This window comes from Aquimarina sp. U1-2 (assembly GCF_017897595.1).
GTDB lineage: Bacteria > Bacteroidota > Bacteroidia > Flavobacteriales > Flavobacteriaceae > Aquimarina.
Genome location: NZ_JAGKIK010000005.1, coordinates 262,716 through 280,885, shown reverse-complemented (window position 1 = coordinate 280,885; position 18,170 = coordinate 262,716). Strand labels below are relative to the sequence as shown.

The following is an 18,170-nucleotide window of genomic DNA, read 5'->3' as shown; positions in this document are numbered from 1 at the left end:
ACAACAGCCAACTATACAACCCGGACAATGTCTAGTACAGTCCGGGTTTCATTTACAATTTGACATATTCAAAGATTATTAAATACCCAGTTTATCACGCATATGATTCACGTCCAGATTATTAAGAAGTTCAATTAAATTGGGGTACCATTTTTCGTGATAACCAAAATCTTTAATACGAAATTCTCGTATTGCCTTTTCTTTAGACCAACCATCAAATACAATTCGATACGCGGCAATAATAGCTCCGGTCCTATCAGAACCATGCCAACAATGAACAAGTAATGGTTTTTTAGAATTTTTTATGATGTCCAGCGCTTTAAAAAGGTCTTCTTTAGTTAAAGTTCCGGCTTTTAATGGCAAACGCTGCAATTGCAGACTGGTACCTCTTGCTTTTTTAGTGTCATCTCGTAGCCTTCTAACATTCAAAACAGTTTTTATACCTTTTGCCTCTAATTCACGAAAACCCTTTTTACTAGGTTGTTCAGAACGGTATAGAGAATCATTGATTTGATATAAATTTTTAAAGTATTTCGAATCGATGTTTTGATACTCTTCTGCCTGTGCGTTACAGTATATTGTATTCAACAGAAAGATACCAAATCCTTTAACTAACAAAATCGTTCTACCCATATTTTCTTTTTTCAATAGCATTCTTAAAATACTAAAATTTTAAAATTGTAATCCAGCTTTTAACATTTAATTCGCTTATAATTTATATAGTTAACCTACATAATCACTTTTTATATAATCTGATGTATTCTTAAAAAAACGTATTAGTACATTAATCCAACCCATTTTTATTAATAACATAAAAATATAAAATTATTTTTATTTAGATTGGATTTAAATAGGTATGTTTGTATGTTGTAAGCTATATGAATATATGCATCTATATTCTAACAAATAGTCTATTAGCCGCTTTTAATAAATATTATGGCAATTTCGATCATATTTCTAGCTATTTTATTTTTATATGTAAAATCGTCACATTTTCCATATAAACATGCTATTTTCCATAAGAAGCTAGTAGCAAAACCAAACTTGGTACGTGGTATTGCTTATGTATTACTTATAAGCTCATTTATTCTACTTTCGCAGCAATTTGGTATGTTTACTGGTATCATTGTTTTTTTTATGATAGTCACGTTAGCCTGCTGTCTTGTTGTATTTGTAATACCTCTGCATAAAAAATTAGTGTACCTCTTAACAACCTTAAGTATTTTAATTATTATCATTGAAAACATAATGTAATATGCCGGCGAACCCAAAACATTTATCAAGTAATAGCCAACGTATTGTTAAAATTACTGCAGGGATACTTGGCGGTTATTTAGTAACGATATTATTTCATAATAGTATAGGTAGCCTACTTAGCGAAAAAGCAGGATTACTTATAACCTCGGCTTATTCATCATTTTTCTTATGGTCTATATTATTAATAGTTCCTTTTTTGTTTAAAAACGGATGGAAGGCCTGGGCGACTTATATCATCATAATTTTGATATGCGCCGGAATTATTTTTATTAATAAATAACGTAAAAAGTCTGATTCGTATGAAATTAAAAGCATTAAAACCAAGACTACACAATATTGTTTTTCACACGCATACCGTCTCTGGAATTGTTATTAGTTTTGCGCTTTTTATTATATTTTATGCAGGTGCGGTAGCGTTGTTTATGGAAGAACTATACCCTTGGGAGAATCCTGAAGCACGTTTTGAAGCTCCACCACCAACAGATGTAGATTACGATCGAATATTAACCATTATCCAAAACGAAAACCCAAATTTTGATACTAGTTATCGTTTTAGTTTAGTTCCTCCAAAAAAAACAGATCCCTTTGTGCACCTTTATGGGTATCAAAAAACAACCGATGGTACTTCAGAACGGTTTGAAGCTCAAATTCATCCAATAACATATAAAATACACACTACAGGAGAACCAAAAACTCATATGGCAAGAACCCTGTATGAGCTGCACTTTTTTCATCAAATTCCCGTAGCAGGGCTATACATTTCTGGATTCGTTGCATTTTTCTTTCTCTTTGCTATTATTACCGGTGTTTTAACCCATTGGAAAAATATTATTACTAAATTTTACGCCTTTACTGTTAAAGGAAAATGGAAACAAATTTGGACTAATGGGCATGTTTCTTTAGGTTTTATAGCTTTACCATTTCAGATAATTTATGCCGTTACCGGAGCATTGTTGGGTTTATCCATCCTTTTATTGGCTCCTAGCGCATTCTTGATGTTCGATGGGGATACCAATGAAATTATCAAGGCAGTTCGACCGGATGCAGGTATTACTTATGATAAGAATGCAAAAGTAATAGAGGGACAAGTAAGTTTAAATAGTATTTATAGTGAATTAACAGAAACGTATCCCAACAAAGAAGTCACCTTATTGTATAGCACTAATTTTGGAAAAGAAGATGGTACTGTAAATGCAAGAATAGATGATCTTACAGGTATAGCCGGTGATGGCATTTTTGTTTATAGTTATAAAACAGGAGAATTGTTACAAGCAGTGCAACCAGATGATAAATCATATTCAGAAGGAGCATATGGCGTATTAATCAAGTTACATTATGCTACTTATGGTGGTTTATTTTTAAAAATTATCTATTTTATTTTAGCAATGATTACCTGTTACATCATAATTAGCGGAGTTATGATATGGCGAACAGCGCGAGACAACAAAAGGTATACAGAAGCACAGCGGCGTTTTCACCACAGGGTGACCAAAGTGTATCTGGCGATAACTTTATCTATGTTTCCTGCATTAGCTTTGATTTTTATTGCTAACAAAATAGTACCGCTAGCAGTAGCAGATCGTATCGTATATGTAAATACCATCTTCTTTTTAGGCTGGTTGAGTCTTAGTATAGCCGGACTTTATTGGAATAACTATCGTGCGCTTAACCGCAATTATATTCTGATAGGTGGAGTTTTAGGTCTTCTCATCCCTGTAGCCAATGGTTTAGTAACCGGAGACTGGATCTGGATAACTTTGGTTAATCAACAATACTATATATTTTGTGTCGATATGACTTGGCTTATCATAGGAATTTCAAGTTTACTTTTTTGCTTTTCTTACTCAAAATTAAAAGATGAAACAAAAAATCAATCATCAAGTGATAAAGAAAAGAAAAACACCAAAAGCAAAACACATGTAAAACCACCTACCCCGGTTCTTCAAAACTTTGTGAAAAATTAGTGACCTTAAATACGTCTACTACGATTAAAATTTATTTTTATTTAGAATAATTAAAAATAACCTTATATATTTGCTCAAATTTGTATGGAATACATTATAACATGGGTAAATTTTATTTGATTGTACTATTATGGTTACCACTAGTAGTATTTAGTCAAGATAGTTTCACTATTTCCGGAAAAGTAGTAGATGATAATCGTTTGGCAATACCTTTTGCAAATGTTGTTCTTAGTTTGGATAACAAATATGCTATAACTGATGAAAATGGTCGTTATCGTATGGATAATATAAAACCAGGGCGATACAGTATATCGGTAAGTTCTTTAGGATTTAAGACTCAAAAAACGCAAATTACTATTACTAAAAATCTTACACAAAATTTTATTCTTACTACCACTGTAGAAGATTTGGATAATGTTTTAGTAACCGGTAAAACCAAAAGTAAATTACTTACAGAAAATGTCGTTGCCATTACTTCGTTAGATATTCAAAAAAGTAAAGATCAGGCATTAGGGGTCGAAGATGTTTTGAAACAGTCTACTGGTGTTGTTGTTAGACAAAGTGGAGGATTAGGGAGCAATCTAAACATAAATTTAAATGGATTAACGGGGCAAGCCGTTAGAACTTACTACGACGGGATGCCAATAGAATTATACGGTGGTGCACTACAATTAAACTTTATACCCGTTGATGCATTGGAGCGTTTGGATATTTATAAAGGTATTATACCCGTAAATGTTGGCACAGACGCTTTGGGCGGAGGTCTTAATTTAGTTCCTTTAAAAATTGGAGGTAATATCTTACGAACTTCATATTCAGTGGGTTCATTTAATACACATCGCTTCTCCCTTCATGGAAACTATAATTTTAACGAAAATCTATCGGCTTCTATCTCATCATTTATTAATTATACCGATAATGATTACGAAATGAGAGATATCCCAAATATTGTGGAAAATCTTCGCACCGACGGTACAGTAGAGAGCATAACCGAAGAGAGAATCAACGCCACACGGTTTCATGACAGATTTCGATCTTCATTAGTAGAAGCCTCACTTAGCATTCATGATGTTCCGTGGGCCGATGAACTACAAGTATCTGCTCTATTTTCAAAAAGAGATAACCAAATACAACAAGGAACTTTTATAACAGGATTAGCCGTAGGAGAAGCTGAAACTGAAGCTACGGTGGTAGTTCAAAAATTAAATTATAAAAAAGCGTTCTTCAAAGAAAAACTCAAATTCAATTACTCAGGATTATATGCTAGATCAATCAATACAACCAACGATAGCACTACTGCATTTTACAATTGGCGAGGAGAACGATTAGTTACTGAAAATAGCAGAGGCTCTGAAATCTTTGGAATTCCGATTGCACGCAAAGGAGAAAGTATAGGAACTGCCCATAGAATTACCGCTAGCTATGCTATTAGCGATAATGTACAATTTGTAATATCTGAGTTTAACTACGGAATAGAAATTGACGGAGAAGATCCGATCGGTACTCGTATAGAAATCGATGGCGAACAAATCGATCCCAATACAATACCTTCAAAACTAAGATCTAATGTGTTTGGTACCGAATTAAATACCACTTTCTTTGATAAAAAATTAACTGCAATAGGGTTTTATAAAAACTATGATTATAGTGCTAGATCTATCGAATTTATCGCGTCGGGCATTACTGAAATCCCTTTGAGAACAGTAAAAAGTAATAATGATGGGTTTGGGTTTGGGGTCAAATATCAAATGTCGACAGAGATATTTTTACGATCCAGTTTTGAAAGAACACTGCGTTTGCCCACACAGAATGAGGTATTTGGAGATTTTGCCGCCATCGTCCCTAATTTTGAATTAAGACCAGAACAAAGTAATAATATAAATGTCGGCGCGCGTTATGAAAAAAATTTAACTAACAATAGATTTATTTCGTTAGATGTAAGTGGTTTTCTTCGGGATCAGGAAAATTTGATAAGACCTGTCCCCTTTGGACCTGAAAATTCCCAATTCATTAATGAGGCTAATGTAGAAAGTATTGGAATTGAATTAGGGAGCAGATTTAGACCTTTCTCAAATCTAAGTTTTAATGGAAGCTTCACATATCAGCAATTGGAAATTGGTAAATCTAATGACATAAGATCTTCAGGTGGATCTGAAGGTTCTTCGGTACCTAATATACCTAATCTATTTTTCAATGTTACCGCTAATTATACTTTAGAAAATATTTTCCGAAGTAAAAATAATCTAGAGCTATCCTGGAACTATCTGTTTGTAGATCGTTTTAGTGTAAATGAAGTTATCGATTTGGACAGTGCGAACCCTGCGTTTGTAGTGCCAAGACAGCATTTAAATAATGCTAATATCTCCTATATTTTACCAGAACAGAACTTGGTATGCTCACTTGCGGTTCAAAATATATTTGATCAAGAAATTTTTGATAATTTCAGAATTCCCCGACCTGGCATTAATTATGCATTTAAAATTAGTTATTCACTACAATAATACCTTTTGTCAAATCATGAACTATATGTTGAAAAAATGTGCCATTATAATGATATATTTATTCATTTTCATACACACTTCTTGTGATGATGGACTTAATGATTTAGCTGATCTTGGAGATGTAAATAATATCAAAACCTCGGGATTTATAGTAGTAGGTACAACCTCTTCAAATACCGCTCGTGTAAAATATTTTGAAAATTTACCTTCTGGAACCATAGATCTTTCAGACGGTATTGATTTTCCTCGTTTTTTTCCTAACTCTATTTACAATCATGCTATTTTTCTAGCTAGACCCGATGAATCTCCGGGGTACTCTAAATATGTAGTTAGTGAAAATGGTGATTTGTTTGAGATCGGAACGCTACCTACGCTCAATGCAGGCTCATTTAGAATTGATGTACGTGATGCTGAGTTTGGTGTTTTTCAAGACAGGGCAACACCAGATAATATTACTATTTTTAATCCAACAACGCTACAAATCATAGATGGAGTAGATATGAATGAGGGCTTCGTACCAGGAGATATTGATCAACGCTACCAACGCTTTATTTTTAGGGGAGATGATGTTTTTGCTCCGATAAGAGGTAATGTAACAGGTGAGTCTTTTTCCTCTTTCATCTTACATCAAGCAAACTTAATTACAGGACAGTTTGTTGGCGACACACAGCGTAATGGCAATGGTGTTTCAGATATCATTACATTTAATAATTTCGGTCAGCGTTTGATAGACGATTCGGGAAATTTATATGTTGCAGATGCCGGTAATTATACAGGTGGCCAGGTTTGGGGTAGAGTTAATAAAATTCCTGCAGGAAGTAATGAAATTGACCCTGATTATGTTTTTGAACCTGCACGAGCTTTGAACCCTTCTAACGTTTTTCTTCCAACCTTCAACAATTTTTATGTTTTGAATAATGGTAAAGCTATTGCTAAAGTAAATTCAGAAACACCGCAAGCGGCTATTGATATTATACTTAGCGTAGGTGGTAATTTAGCAAACCTTACTCCTGCTCAAACTCAAGAAATTCTTTCTATACTATTTTCTGCTGAATCGGCACGTTGGTGTTTTTTAGACCTTAATGCGTTTACCGTGACACCAATTGCGAATATTCCTGCTGTTGGTGTATTTTCTGGCGGACAAGTATTTTTTGATGGAAATACTATATTTTTTCCTGTTGCTAATGCTACAGAAAACGCTTATTTCAGTTACAATACCAATACAGAAGTTGTAGAAAAAGCTTTTGAAATTACAGGCGCCGATATTTCGGGAGTCTATAATATCGCAAATAATAATTGATTAGCCTTAGCCGTAATTATTTGATAGTAAATTTCAGTTAAGTTGATTGTCATAGGATCGGCTTTTATCATCAAACTTAGATAGTTGTGAAGAATTTATTCTTTAATAATTTTACACAGTTCGATAGCAATCAATTGAGATATATTATTAAATTTGCGCCCGCGTAAACAGGATAAGTCAACGCCAGGATCACTACAAATTCATGAGATTTGGTGATCTTAAGCACAAAAATATAGTGTCAATCGTTGACTGTAAATAGTAAAACTAGGTTTAGCGTAATGCGATCTAAATCAAAAAATCCAATCATTACGATGATTGGATTTTTTGATTTAGATGTTAAAGTATGTAAAATAGCATCTGATAAGCATTAAGACGATATAGTACTACCTATGTACATATAAGGAAAAGTTAATTTTTGTTTAACGGTATTTAAAATTAATTAAACAAGTAGTATATTTATAATGTTTTTTTGGAAGAAGACAAATGAATTTTGAAGAATTAAAATGCCATAGGATTGATTTTGTTTACCAAGTAAAAGGAATACTAAGAGATTTAGATGAACCCTACAAAAGAAAATGTTTAAATTTCTTAACACGAGAACGGAATAGTTATAGACGTTCTTTATTTTATAATTAGCGTATTATTAAATAATTACTAAAATTTAAACGAGTGAAATTAATTGAAGAAGTATTAGAATTTGAGAATAGAAAGATGAGCAATATGACTACTAGTGATAGAGTTGCTGCTTCGAGAGAGGCTAAATCTCTAGTTCTTCGGCTCAATGAAATTTATAAAAAAACGAAAGATTCAGAACTTATGGATCTTATGAAAAGACTTACCGAGAAGAAAAGAAGAATAGAAAAAAGATTGAAAGGTATGCCAGATCTAACATAAATCTAAATATTTATGTTATTCTTAAAAAGGATCTACAATCAAATCTCGTATAACTTAAGGTACATATTGCATATTTAAACTTACATAAATAATAATTCAACAATTTTTATGTAACAAGGTTTCATACGTTATCTCGAGTTTTCATAAACATCATAATAAAATGGTTTTAGAAACAACATACAATAATAAAGAGACTACCAAAACAATAAATGCTATGGTTGGTAGACCGTTTTCGTTTCTTCAGGCCATTAAAATGAAAGGAATTGGTTCTAAAAGAATGATTATTGATGAAGTAAGTCCGAGTTTAAGCAAGTACCTGAACACAGTATCTGATCTTACGTATGGTAGTATAGAATTGCGACCTAACGGAATTTTAGTATCGATGAATAAAGGACTTAGAAACTTTGTCTGGGTAATACCGTATTATCAGTTTTATATGTACAAAACCAATGGGGTAAGTATTCATGCTCAGGGTAAATTTGTACATTTTAAAAATAATCGTACGCATAAAGAAAACCGTATCTTTTTTCAGAAGCTTGTAAAAATGAAAACTGACTATGACCACAGATATCCACATGTAGATACGGTTTGATAGCTATGAAAACTGAATTAAATGTTTTAGGTACTGCGCTGGCATCTTGCTGTGAAAATCCGTTGACAGGATATTTTAGAGACGGATTATGTCGAACAATGAAAGATGATGTTGGCACTCATGTTGTATGTGCAGTAGTTACTGAAGATTTTCTTAGGTTCACAAAATCTCGTGGAAATGATTTGTCTACTGCCATACCCTATTGGAATTTTCCAGGACTTCATCCCGGAGACCGTTGGTGTTTATGTATATCAAGATGGTTAGAGGCAGAAAAAGAAGGTAAAGCACCTCTCGTTGTTCTGGAAGCGACACATCAAAAAGCCTTGGAATATACCGATCTTAGTATGCTTCAAAAGTACGCCTATATTAAAAATTAAAATGATTCTTTAAAGATCATTAGATAAATACATAAAGGTTTAATTATAAAATCAGTATTGTTCGGTTAAAGAAACTAGACCGCTGCGCCGTCAGAAAATAAAACAAAAACTTGTTTGTAACTACTTGTCTATTGGGGTTTTTGAAGTAATGGCGATTCCGTTTCAAAATAAGTTGTCTAAATTTTAGAAAAGCAAGGTGTCTTTTTTATAAACTTATGATTTCTTAATGGTAATTGAAGTTTTCAGAGCGTATCAACTTTTTTATCAGATAATAATGTTATAAAATATGGTTTTCAGAAATTTGAAGTCTTATCACATGTCCGTTTGAGGACAGTCGAGAACTTTTCGTCATTGTAAAATTGGTTTCAACTGAGCCTGTACGAGCTCTGACAAAGGGCTCACCCAGACAGTAGTACTATAACGTCTTATTTCAACAAGTAACTAACAGCTGATCTCTATTATTCTTCAAGTAAATTCAATTTAAGAACTTTTTTTGCCTGAAAATGATAATTTTTTAAATACAATCATGATTTTTAAAGGCTTTCATCATGAGTTTCCGATATTTACCAAAAAAAGTTTTGAAATATATTTTTTTATGCTTCATTACGATGCAATCCATCATCGTATATTCACAGCAGCAAATTACAGGAATCGTTTTAGATAGCGCTACCAATACTCCTATTAAAAATGCTAGCATTACATCAAAAGGAAAAAATGAAATCTACACAGATATAACAGGTACTTTTACCATAATGGCTTCAGATAGTTTAATTATTTATAAAGAAGGATATGAAGAAAAGCGTATTCTTTTACATAATACTACTCAAATCACCGTCAAACTTTCTCAAAAAATTACAAATCTGGATGAAGTACTGGTAAATCAATTATCAATTCCTAATTTCTATAAAAATGCTACCGCTTCAGTTTCACTAATTTCTTCTGAAGATATTAATCGTGGAAACCCTTTGGAATTACACCCGGTACTTAACCGCATCCCAGGGATATTTATGCAAAATGCTACACTAAACACAAATCGAATTACCATTCGGGGTATTGGAGCACGAAATCTTTTTGGAACTGCAAATATTAGAGCCTATTTTGGAGATATTCCCTTGACAGATGGTAATGGTGAATCATCTATTGAAGATCTCGAACTAGGAGCAGTTGCAGGTATAGAAATACAAAAAGGCCCCTCTTCAAGTAGTTACGGCGTAGGATTGGGAGGAACTATTTTACTAAAACCTCAGTTTAAAATAAATGCGGGTACTACAGCGCAATTATCTATGTCGACAGGCAGTTACGGATTAAGAAGGTTATTCGCAAAAACTGCTATTGGCAACGAAAATAAAAATCTTACCATTCTGTATAGCAATAACCATACAGATGGATATAGAGCCAATAATACCTATGATCGAAACACGGTCACACTTACTTCAAACCTCAACATAGACAATAATGACCGCTTAGCTATTTTAGGAAGTTATGTCGACCTCAAAGCAGGAATACCTAGCTCATTAAATCAAGAAGATTTTAATACAAACCCTAGTCAAGCCGCCTTTACCTGGGGTCGATCTCAGGCTTTTGAAAATGTAAATTACGGGATTTTAGGGTTCACCTGGGAACATGATTATTCTTCAATGCTGAAACAGGTTACTAGCACTTTTTTATCGTTCAGAAAAAATGATGAACCCAGACCTTTTAATATCTTAGAAGAAAATACAGAAACTATAGGCGTACGATCAAGAATATTAGGAAATCACAAGATATGGCAAAAAGAATGGAACTGGTCCCTTGGCGGAGAGCTTTTTTTTGACACCTATGCTCATAAAACCTTTCAAAATCTTTACGAAAGTTTTCCTCCTGGAACCGGAAGCGTAAGAGGCGATCAACTTTCTGATCTTTTTGAACGACGTTATTATTACAATTTATTTGCCGAATCAAATTTTGTACCTTATAAAGGAGTAACGCTAAATGTAGGGCTTCATCTTAATCAAACTTTTTTTGATATCACAGATACGTTCTTTGAAGACGGTGAAAATAATTCGGGGCAATTCGAGTTTGAACCTATTCTCTCTCCTAAAATTGGAATTAACGCAGCGCTTACTCCCAAATTAATCCTATTTGGAACCATCGCACATGGCTTCTCTACTCCAACTACCGCAGAAACGTTACTTCCCAATGGCATATTCAACCCCGATATTAAACCAGAAATTGGATGGAATTACGAAGTAGGAACCCGATATAAATTATTTCGAAATATTAGAGGTACTCTTTCTGCATACACTATGAAAGTAAGTGACTTATTGGTAGCGAGAAGAACTACTGAAGATAACTTTTTTGCAATTAACGCCGGCAAAACAACTCATAATGGTTTTGAAGCTGAAATCAATTATAGCATAATCAATAAGAAACCTTATCAAGTAGAGTTGTGGGTGAATGCTTCTATCTACGATTATAAATTTGATGAATTTGTAGATTTAGATAACAATTTTTCAGGAAATAAACTAACCGGTGTACCCGAAGAGGTTTTCAATCTTGGTATAGATATTACCGCTGTAAAAGGCTTCTATGGCAACCTAACCTTTCAAAAAGTACATGAAATTCCGGCCAATGATGCTAATACGGTGTTTAGTGACTCTTACGAATTACTTCACGGAAAAATTGGCTATAAAAATACCATCGGTAAGGATTTCGATTTTGATATTTTTTTTGGAGCTAATAACATTTTAGATACGCAATATGTAGCTCAACTTCAGATCAATGCAAGAGGTTTTGGAGGCAATGCTCCAAGGTACTTCTACCCTGGATTACCATTTAACACCTATGGTGGGATTAACATAAATTATAGATTATAACTAATAATTTGTCGTATTTTTCAGGTTAAGAATACTTTAAATGAGTTATCTTTTCACTATGGAATATATAGTTGAAAAGAACACTATTGTTTTTATCAATGCTGAAGTAAGTAGATGTAAAGAGATGTTTTGCATGAATCGTAAAAAAATCAGAATGTATAGGACTTTCAAAAAGTGTACTACTCAATTAATCATTTAAATCATACTATTATCAAATGAGAATAATTTTATGCTTATCTCTTGTGATCGCTACTTTTTCAGCTTGCGCTCAAGAAAAGAAAGAAAACGATGTTGTGCTAGAGCCCGATCCAAAAAATTATACGACAGAATTGGTGGTTCAAGATCTGCAGATTCCCTGGGGAATGGCTTGGTTGCCCGACGGAAGTATGTTGATTACAGAAAAAAGTGGAGCATTAATTCACTTCAAAAACGGGAATAAGAAATCTATAGGTAATGTTCCCGAAGTATACGTTAGAAATCAAGGAGGATTATTGGATATAGAATTACATCCTCAATATGAGAAAAATGGTTGGATATATATCACATATTCGTCGAAAGACGGTGCCGAAAAAGGAGGTAATACCGCTTTAATTAGAGCAAAACTAGCCAATGATCAATTAATTGATATTGAAACTCTCTATAAAGGAACCCCAAACACTACAAAAGGTCATCATTTCGGTTCGCGTATAGAATTTGATAACGAGGGCTATGTCTATTTTTGTATTGGTGATCGAGGCAATCGAGATGTGAACCCACAAGATGTTACCAAAGATGGCGGCAAAATTTATCGCTTGCATGATGATGGTAGTATACCTAAGGACAACCCTTTTATACAAACAGAAAACGCAAAAAAAGCCATTTACTCGTATGGACATCGCAATCCACAAGGTATGGCATTACATCCCAATGGTACAATTTGGGTGCATGAGCATGGCCCCAGAGGTGGTGATGAAATCAATCCTATACAAAAAGGAATAAATTATGGATGGCCTGTTATCACTTACGGCATTAATTATAGTGGTACTCAAATTACAGCACTTACCAAAAAAGAAGGAATGCAACAACCCCTTTACTATTGGATCCCGTCTATAGCACCTAGCGGAATGGATTTTGTTACCAGCGATATATATCCTGATTGGAAAAATGATATCGTAATAGGTTCGCTAAAGTTTCAGTATCTTGAGCTAGTAGAACTAACCGATCAAAAAGTCTCCGGAAGAAAAAAATTGTTAGAAGATATCGGGCGTGTTCGTAATGTTAGACAAGGACCAGACGGTTTTATTTATGTTGCTGTAGAAAATAAGGGAATCTTAAAAATTGTTCCTAAAACATAGTAAACCCCCTTGGGGCAAGCCGAAACGGTATTCGAAAGAAACTAAATTTTAATTTTGATACAAGCCGTGAGAGTACTAAGACCCTTTGGCGGTGCCAATACATTTTAAAACTTTAAACATAGATTATTCGTATGAAACGAACATACAAAAAGATAGTAGTTGGCTGCATAACTTGTGCTACAACCATTGCTATTTTTGCACAACCAAAACTTATAAATTTTGAACATGAGCCTTATCACTATGTAGATAGTCAAAATTCAAAATTAGCAGAGAGTATGGCCCGTGGAAAAGAAGTTTATGCCGATTTTTGTATGCAGTGCCATCTTGCTGACGGAAAAGGTACACCCAACGTATTTCCACCTCTAGCAGGCTCAGATTGGCTCGTCAATAAACGTTTGGAAAGCATTCACTCTATTAAATACGGGTTAAACGGACCAATACAAGTCAATGGCAAATCGTACAATAGTGCTATGATGCCTCTAGGACTAGAAGATGAAGAAATTGCAGATGTAATGAATTATATTATGAATAGCTGGGGGAATACGCAAAAAGAAATGGTAACCGTCGAAGAAGTAGCAAATGTAAAAAAATAAGTACGGGTACGTATACGTTACTCTATCGAAGATGACAACAAAAGCACTACAAATAAAGAACAGCTTCCCTAGTAAACATTTACTATGTATGCTAATGTTTTTGATCTCCTTACTTAGTACCGCTCAATACGTAGAAAATTCTAGAAATACATACAGATTTAAATATCGATCAGAGCTTTATAAAGGGACCAGACTACAAATTACTTCAAAATTAGAGGCTTTAAAAAATGATTCCAAATTTATAGATATTCCTATTGAAATAGTAAACGAACTGAATTCCCTCTTTATTAAAACAAAAAAACAACCTATTCCTAAACATTATAAAAAACACGCTATAAAGTTTTTAGATGCGCTTTACAATTATGAAGATTTCGCAAATGCATATGAAAGTAGTCTATATGCGGTTGTAAAAAAAGTAAAAAAAGACATGTATGTCGTCGATTTTAAATTTGAACGAGAATTTACCAAAGCAAAAGTACGATTAGATAGAAAATTAAATGAAAATCCAACAAATATTGAAGAATTTGATACCGCTAAAAAAGAACTAATAGATAGCCAAACCAAATTGCTATGCCACCGCTGGATGAAAGGTAAATTCGAAAAATATAAGGGCATTGATATTGTAAAAAATCCCGATAGCTTGATGAAAACGTTTAAAAAAACAGAAGCCTTACCAGTTTACAAATTATACAATGCAGATCAGATTGAAAAAATAGAACACTATTTAGAAAATCAAATTATCGATTTCTATTACAAAAAATCATTACCCGAAATTGATCCAGATGTTTTAGATTTACAATACATTACCAAAATGTAATGTATTTGATTTTTTATAATCTCAGCATATCTTTATATGTTCTAAAATAGTAGATGACAATTCCTCAAAAAATATATGAAGTAATAGGGCTCATGTCGGGAACATCCCTGGATGGGTTGGATATAGCCTACTGTCATTTTGAGTATAAAAACGATTGTTGGGTATTTTCTATTCAAAAATCGAAAAGTATACCTTATGACTATTCTTTACAACAAAAATTAAAAAATGCAATCCACAGTAAAGCTACCGAACTTTTGGTTTTTCACAACATATATGGAAATTGGTTAGGACAACAAGTAAAAAGCTTTATAAATAGCCACCAGTTAGCAATAGATTTTGTTGCGAGCCACGGGCATACTGTGTTTCACCAACCACAATCCGGACTAACCTTTCAAATAGGATCAGGACAGCATCTTGCCAATGCATGTAAGCAAAAGGTGATTTGTGATTTTAGAACCAACGACGTGGCATTAGGTGGGCAAGGTGCCCCGCTTGTTCCCGTAGGAGATAAATTACTGTTTAGCTCTTATGATATGTGCCTTAATCTAGGCGGAATCAGTAATATCTCTTTTGAAATCAATACCGCTAGAAATGCGTATGATATTTCTCCTGTAAACATGTTACTTAATTACAGTTGTAAAAAAATTAATCTTGCATACGACGAAGGAGGGCAAATAGCCGCTACCGGAACCATAAATCAAGAATTGTTACATCAATTGAATGCTCTTCATTACTACAAGCTCCCCTACCCTAAGTCTTTGGGATATGAATGGTTTGAAAGAAACATAATTCCGGTCATAGAAAATACAAAGGATACTATTGAAAACCTTTTGCATACATCTGTGCATCATATTGCTCATCAGATAGCAAAGGCAATAAAAATGATTCCAATAAACAATCCGTCGTTGTTGATCACCGGCGGAGGTGCAAAAAACGATTTCCTCATAGCAATACTACGAGAAAAATTGGGTGATGATGCAGTAATTACTATTCCGTCTACTCAAATTATAGATTTCAAAGAAGCCTTAATTTTTGCGTTTATGGGAGTCTTGCGCGATCGAAAAGAAATAAATTGTCTAAGCAGTGTTACCGGAGCAAATCGAGATTCCTCTTCAGGAATCGTTTATGAACCTCACTAGCTTTTGATCAAGAATTAATAGCCTAAACAGGCTGTATACATAATATGTAAAATGCACACCACCCTAATGATTTACAAACTCGCCACCCCAAAAACTCGTAGTATTAAAAACTATTTCTAAATTTGCCAGAAAAACATAAGAATGCTCATCATCGGTATTGCAGGTGGAACTGGCTGCGGAAAAACAACGGTTGTCAATCAAATTATAAATGAACTTCCAAAAGAAGAAGTTTGTGTTATTTCGCAAGATTCTTATTACAAAGATACGAGTCATCTTACTTATGAAGAACGTGTAAAGATTAATTTTGATCATCCGCAATCTATAGATTTTAATTTGCTGGGGCAACACTTGGCAGCGCTTAAAAGAGGTGAAACTATAGAACAGCCCGTATACTCTTTTGTAACACACAACAGAACACAAAACACGATAAGTACTCATCCTAGAAAAGTGGTTATCGTAGAAGGTATTCTAATTCTTACACAAGCAGAAATACGAGCTATGTTTGATATTAAAATATATGTACACGCCGATAGTGATGAGCGTTTGATACGTCGTTTAAAAAGAGACATAGCCGAGCGCGGTAGAGATATGGATGAAGTGTTGGATCGATATCAAAACACCTTAAAACCCATGCATCAACAATTTATAGATCCTACAAAAGAGTTTGCCGATCTTATCATCCCGAATAATAATTACAATAACGTAGCCGTTGATATAGTTCGTACTATTATTAAAGAGCGCCTGAATTAACTTTTGTACCTTTAGGTCAACTATTATCTACTTACTTTGAAGCTTAGAAGTTATTTCCAAAAATTAAAAAATAAACCAGCATTGATACCATTTTTTGCTATATTTTTAAATAAATATGTACTAATTGTAGTATTGTTTGTGATTTGGATGTTATTTCTGGATACAAACTCATGGCTTATACATCGAGAGTTAGATCAAGAAATTATAGAATTAGAAGATAATAAAGAATACTATATCAAAGAGATTATCAAAGATCAAAAGGATATTAAAGTATTAAAAGATAGTAGCGAACTTGAAAAGTTTGCAAGAGAAGAATATTTTATGAAACGAGACAATGAAGAGATTTACATCATCGAATACGAAGACAGTATTTTGAAAACTAAAAAGAATGACTAAACCCTTATTTGATAGTTTTGATCAGGTCACTGCAAAAGAATGGAAGCAAAAAATTCAGTTTGACCTAAAAGGTGCAGACTATAACGAAGCTTTAATTTTTAAATCTTTAGAAGGAATTGATATTAAACCTTTTTATACGCAAGAGGATATTGATGACTTCACTATACAACCTATTTCATCTTCTTCTGTATGGAAAAATTCTTTAAAAATAGAAGTTCAAGACGCCAGTAAAGGAAACGAAAGTGCTAAAAAAGCTATTACAAAAGGAGCCGAAAGCCTTTTTTTGGTGATCAAAAATGATCAAGTCGATCTTAACATATTGTTACAAAATATTGATGCTTCAATTGTTATATATATAGAAACAGAATTTTTGTCTGTACCTTACGTACAATCCATCAATGAGATGGCAAAAGCTAAAAAACTGACGATCTCGTTTCTTACCGATAGTATTAATCGATTAGCAGGTACTGGTAATTGGTTCTACACCTTAAAAGAAGATTACAATATCCTGGAAGAGATTACAAAATTATCAAATCTACAAAATGTGCTTAGTGTCGATATGGGTTTATATCAAAATGCAGGCGCTACGATGATTCAGCAGTTGGTATATGGTATAGCTCACGCCAATGAATACCTAAATTTTTTTAAGGATAAAGACCACAATCCTCTTATCAATACCCAGATAGTGTTTAAAGTTGCTTTAGGTGGAAACTATTTTTTTGAAATTGCAAAACTAAGAGCATTACGACTGCTTTGGTCAACACTGGCCGAAGCTTATACTATTCAAAACGAATGTCATATCATAGCATATCCTTCACATCGCAATAAAACCATATTGGATTATAATGTAAATATGTTACGTACTACTACCGAATGTATGAGTGCAATTCTGGGTGGGGCAGATGTGGTGTACAACCTTCCGTACGACGAAGTCTATAATTATGAAAATGATTTCGGTACAAGAATTGCCCTTAATCAACTGCTTATTTTAAAGAATGAAAGCTATTTCGGACTTGTAAAAAATCCTGCAAACGGTTCTTATTATATTGAAAGTCTCACGCAACAAATGGCCGAAAAAGCACTGGCATTATTTAAAAACATAGAAAAAAGCGGAGGTTTTCTTAAGCAACTTAAATCAGGTATTATACAGAAAAAAATTAAAGAAAGTACCAATAAAGAGCAGCAGCTTTTTGATGAAGAAAAGATCATTTTAACTGGTGCTAATGCATTTAAAAACACCAACGAAGTTACTCCGGAGCTCGAGAAACCTGTGTTCAAGAAAAAAAAACCTAGAAAAACATTAATAGAACCTATTTTAGAAAAGCGACTAAGTGCGCTTCTAGAGAAAAATCTTTAACAAAACATTAATATTTACTCAGGAATTACTAACTTGCGGCAAAA

General features: G+C 33.5%; 16 protein-coding genes. 15 read left to right on the top strand and 1 reads right to left on the bottom strand.

Going from position 1 to position 18,170, the window contains the following annotated elements; translation table 11 throughout:
* Positions 1-78: 78 nt before the first annotated feature.
* Positions 79-648 (bottom strand): dual specificity protein phosphatase family protein, encoded by a 570-nt coding sequence (locus tag J8281_RS09320; protein WP_210197337.1) that lies wholly within the window; start codon positions 646-648, stop codon positions 79-81.
* Positions 649-1,255: 607 nt separating this feature from the next.
* Between J8281_RS09320 and J8281_RS09315 the strand changes: the two genes are divergently transcribed.
* The 15 genes from J8281_RS09315 to J8281_RS09245 all read left to right on the top strand — a co-directional run bounded on the left by J8281_RS09315 (position 1,256) and on the right by J8281_RS09245 (position 18,126).
* Complete coding sequence (locus tag J8281_RS09315) at positions 1,256-1,537, top strand: hypothetical protein (protein ID WP_210197336.1); 282 nt, start codon at positions 1,256-1,258, stop codon at positions 1,535-1,537.
* Positions 1,538-1,556: 19 nt separating this feature from the next.
* A complete protein-coding gene (locus J8281_RS09310) occupies positions 1,557-3,221 on the top strand; it encodes a PepSY domain-containing protein (protein ID WP_210197335.1) in 1,665 nt (554 codons plus the stop codon).
* Positions 3,222-3,322: 101 nt separating this feature from the next.
* Complete coding sequence (locus J8281_RS09305) at positions 3,323-5,722, top strand: TonB-dependent receptor (protein ID WP_210197334.1); 2,400 nt, start codon at positions 3,323-3,325, stop codon at positions 5,720-5,722.
* 49 nt (positions 5,723-5,771) lie between these two features.
* Positions 5,772-7,022 (top strand): hypothetical protein, encoded by a 1,251-nt coding sequence (locus J8281_RS09300; RefSeq protein WP_210197333.1) that lies wholly within the window; start codon positions 5,772-5,774, stop codon positions 7,020-7,022.
* Between the two features lie 711 nt (positions 7,023-7,733).
* Positions 7,734-7,916 carry a hypothetical protein gene (locus tag J8281_RS09295; protein WP_246849059.1) on the top strand — a complete coding sequence of 61 codons (183 nt, stop codon included), beginning with the start codon at positions 7,734-7,736 and terminating at the stop codon, positions 7,914-7,916.
* 160 nt (positions 7,917-8,076) lie between these two features.
* A complete protein-coding gene (locus J8281_RS09290) occupies positions 8,077-8,508 on the top strand; it encodes a hypothetical protein (protein WP_210197331.1) in 432 nt (143 codons plus the stop codon).
* Between the two features lie 5 nt (positions 8,509-8,513).
* A complete protein-coding gene (locus J8281_RS09285) occupies positions 8,514-8,885 on the top strand; it encodes a DUF2237 family protein (RefSeq protein ID WP_210197330.1) in 372 nt (123 codons plus the stop codon).
* A gap of 608 nt (positions 8,886-9,493) precedes the next feature.
* Positions 9,494-11,740: a TonB-dependent receptor domain-containing protein gene (locus J8281_RS09280; RefSeq protein WP_210197329.1), complete on the top strand. Its 2,247-nt coding sequence runs from the start codon at positions 9,494-9,496 to the stop codon at positions 11,738-11,740.
* A gap of 215 nt (positions 11,741-11,955) precedes the next feature.
* Positions 11,956-13,074 (top strand): PQQ-dependent sugar dehydrogenase, encoded by a 1,119-nt coding sequence (locus J8281_RS09275; protein WP_210197328.1) that lies wholly within the window; start codon positions 11,956-11,958, stop codon positions 13,072-13,074.
* Between the two features lie 131 nt (positions 13,075-13,205).
* Positions 13,206-13,667 (top strand): cytochrome c, encoded by a 462-nt coding sequence (locus tag J8281_RS09270; protein WP_210197327.1) that lies wholly within the window; start codon positions 13,206-13,208, stop codon positions 13,665-13,667.
* An 88-nt stretch (positions 13,668-13,755) separates the two neighbouring features.
* Complete coding sequence (locus J8281_RS09265) at positions 13,756-14,484, top strand: hypothetical protein (protein ID WP_210197326.1); 729 nt, start codon at positions 13,756-13,758, stop codon at positions 14,482-14,484.
* Positions 14,485-14,537: 53 nt separating this feature from the next.
* Positions 14,538-15,623, top strand: coding sequence for an anhydro-N-acetylmuramic acid kinase (locus J8281_RS09260; RefSeq protein ID WP_210197325.1), 1,086 nt, complete (start codon positions 14,538-14,540; stop codon positions 15,621-15,623).
* 141 nt (positions 15,624-15,764) lie between these two features.
* A complete protein-coding gene (udk, locus tag J8281_RS09255) occupies positions 15,765-16,373 on the top strand; it encodes a uridine kinase (protein ID WP_210197324.1) in 609 nt (202 codons plus the stop codon).
* Positions 16,374-16,454: 81 nt separating this feature from the next.
* On the top strand, positions 16,455-16,769 hold the full coding sequence (locus tag J8281_RS09250) for a septum formation initiator family protein (RefSeq protein ID WP_256437883.1): 315 nt from the start codon (positions 16,455-16,457) through the stop codon (positions 16,767-16,769).
* Positions 16,762-18,126 carry a methylmalonyl-CoA mutase subunit beta gene (locus J8281_RS09245; protein WP_210197322.1) on the top strand — a complete coding sequence of 455 codons (1,365 nt, stop codon included), beginning with the start codon at positions 16,762-16,764 and terminating at the stop codon, positions 18,124-18,126. The genes J8281_RS09250 and J8281_RS09245 overlap by 8 nt, the downstream gene beginning before the upstream one ends.
* Positions 18,127-18,170 lie beyond the last annotated feature (44 nt).

Coding starts and splice junctions, on each gene's coding strand:
- J8281_RS09245 (WP_210197322.1), top strand. CDS start 16,762: ATGACTAAACCCTTATTTGATAGTTTTGATCAGGTCACTGCAAAAGAA.
- J8281_RS09305 (WP_210197334.1), top strand. CDS start 3,323: ATGGGTAAATTTTATTTGATTGTACTATTATGGTTACCACTAGTAGTA.
- J8281_RS09265 (WP_210197326.1), top strand. CDS start 13,756: ATGCTAATGTTTTTGATCTCCTTACTTAGTACCGCTCAATACGTAGAA.
- J8281_RS09315 (WP_210197336.1), top strand. CDS start 1,256: ATGCCGGCGAACCCAAAACATTTATCAAGTAATAGCCAACGTATTGTT.
- J8281_RS09310 (WP_210197335.1), top strand. CDS start 1,557: ATGAAATTAAAAGCATTAAAACCAAGACTACACAATATTGTTTTTCAC.
- J8281_RS09295 (WP_246849059.1), top strand. CDS start 7,734: ATGAGCAATATGACTACTAGTGATAGAGTTGCTGCTTCGAGAGAGGCT.
- J8281_RS09270 (WP_210197327.1), top strand. CDS start 13,206: ATGAAACGAACATACAAAAAGATAGTAGTTGGCTGCATAACTTGTGCT.
- J8281_RS09285 (WP_210197330.1), top strand. CDS start 8,514: ATGAAAACTGAATTAAATGTTTTAGGTACTGCGCTGGCATCTTGCTGT.
- J8281_RS09290 (WP_210197331.1), top strand. CDS start 8,077: ATGGTTTTAGAAACAACATACAATAATAAAGAGACTACCAAAACAATA.
- J8281_RS09260 (WP_210197325.1), top strand. CDS start 14,538: ATGACAATTCCTCAAAAAATATATGAAGTAATAGGGCTCATGTCGGGA.
- J8281_RS09275 (WP_210197328.1), top strand. CDS start 11,956: ATGAGAATAATTTTATGCTTATCTCTTGTGATCGCTACTTTTTCAGCT.
- J8281_RS09300 (WP_210197333.1), top strand. CDS start 5,772: ATGATATATTTATTCATTTTCATACACACTTCTTGTGATGATGGACTT.
- J8281_RS09280 (WP_210197329.1), top strand. CDS start 9,494: ATGCAATCCATCATCGTATATTCACAGCAGCAAATTACAGGAATCGTT.
- udk (WP_210197324.1), top strand. CDS start 15,765: ATGCTCATCATCGGTATTGCAGGTGGAACTGGCTGCGGAAAAACAACG.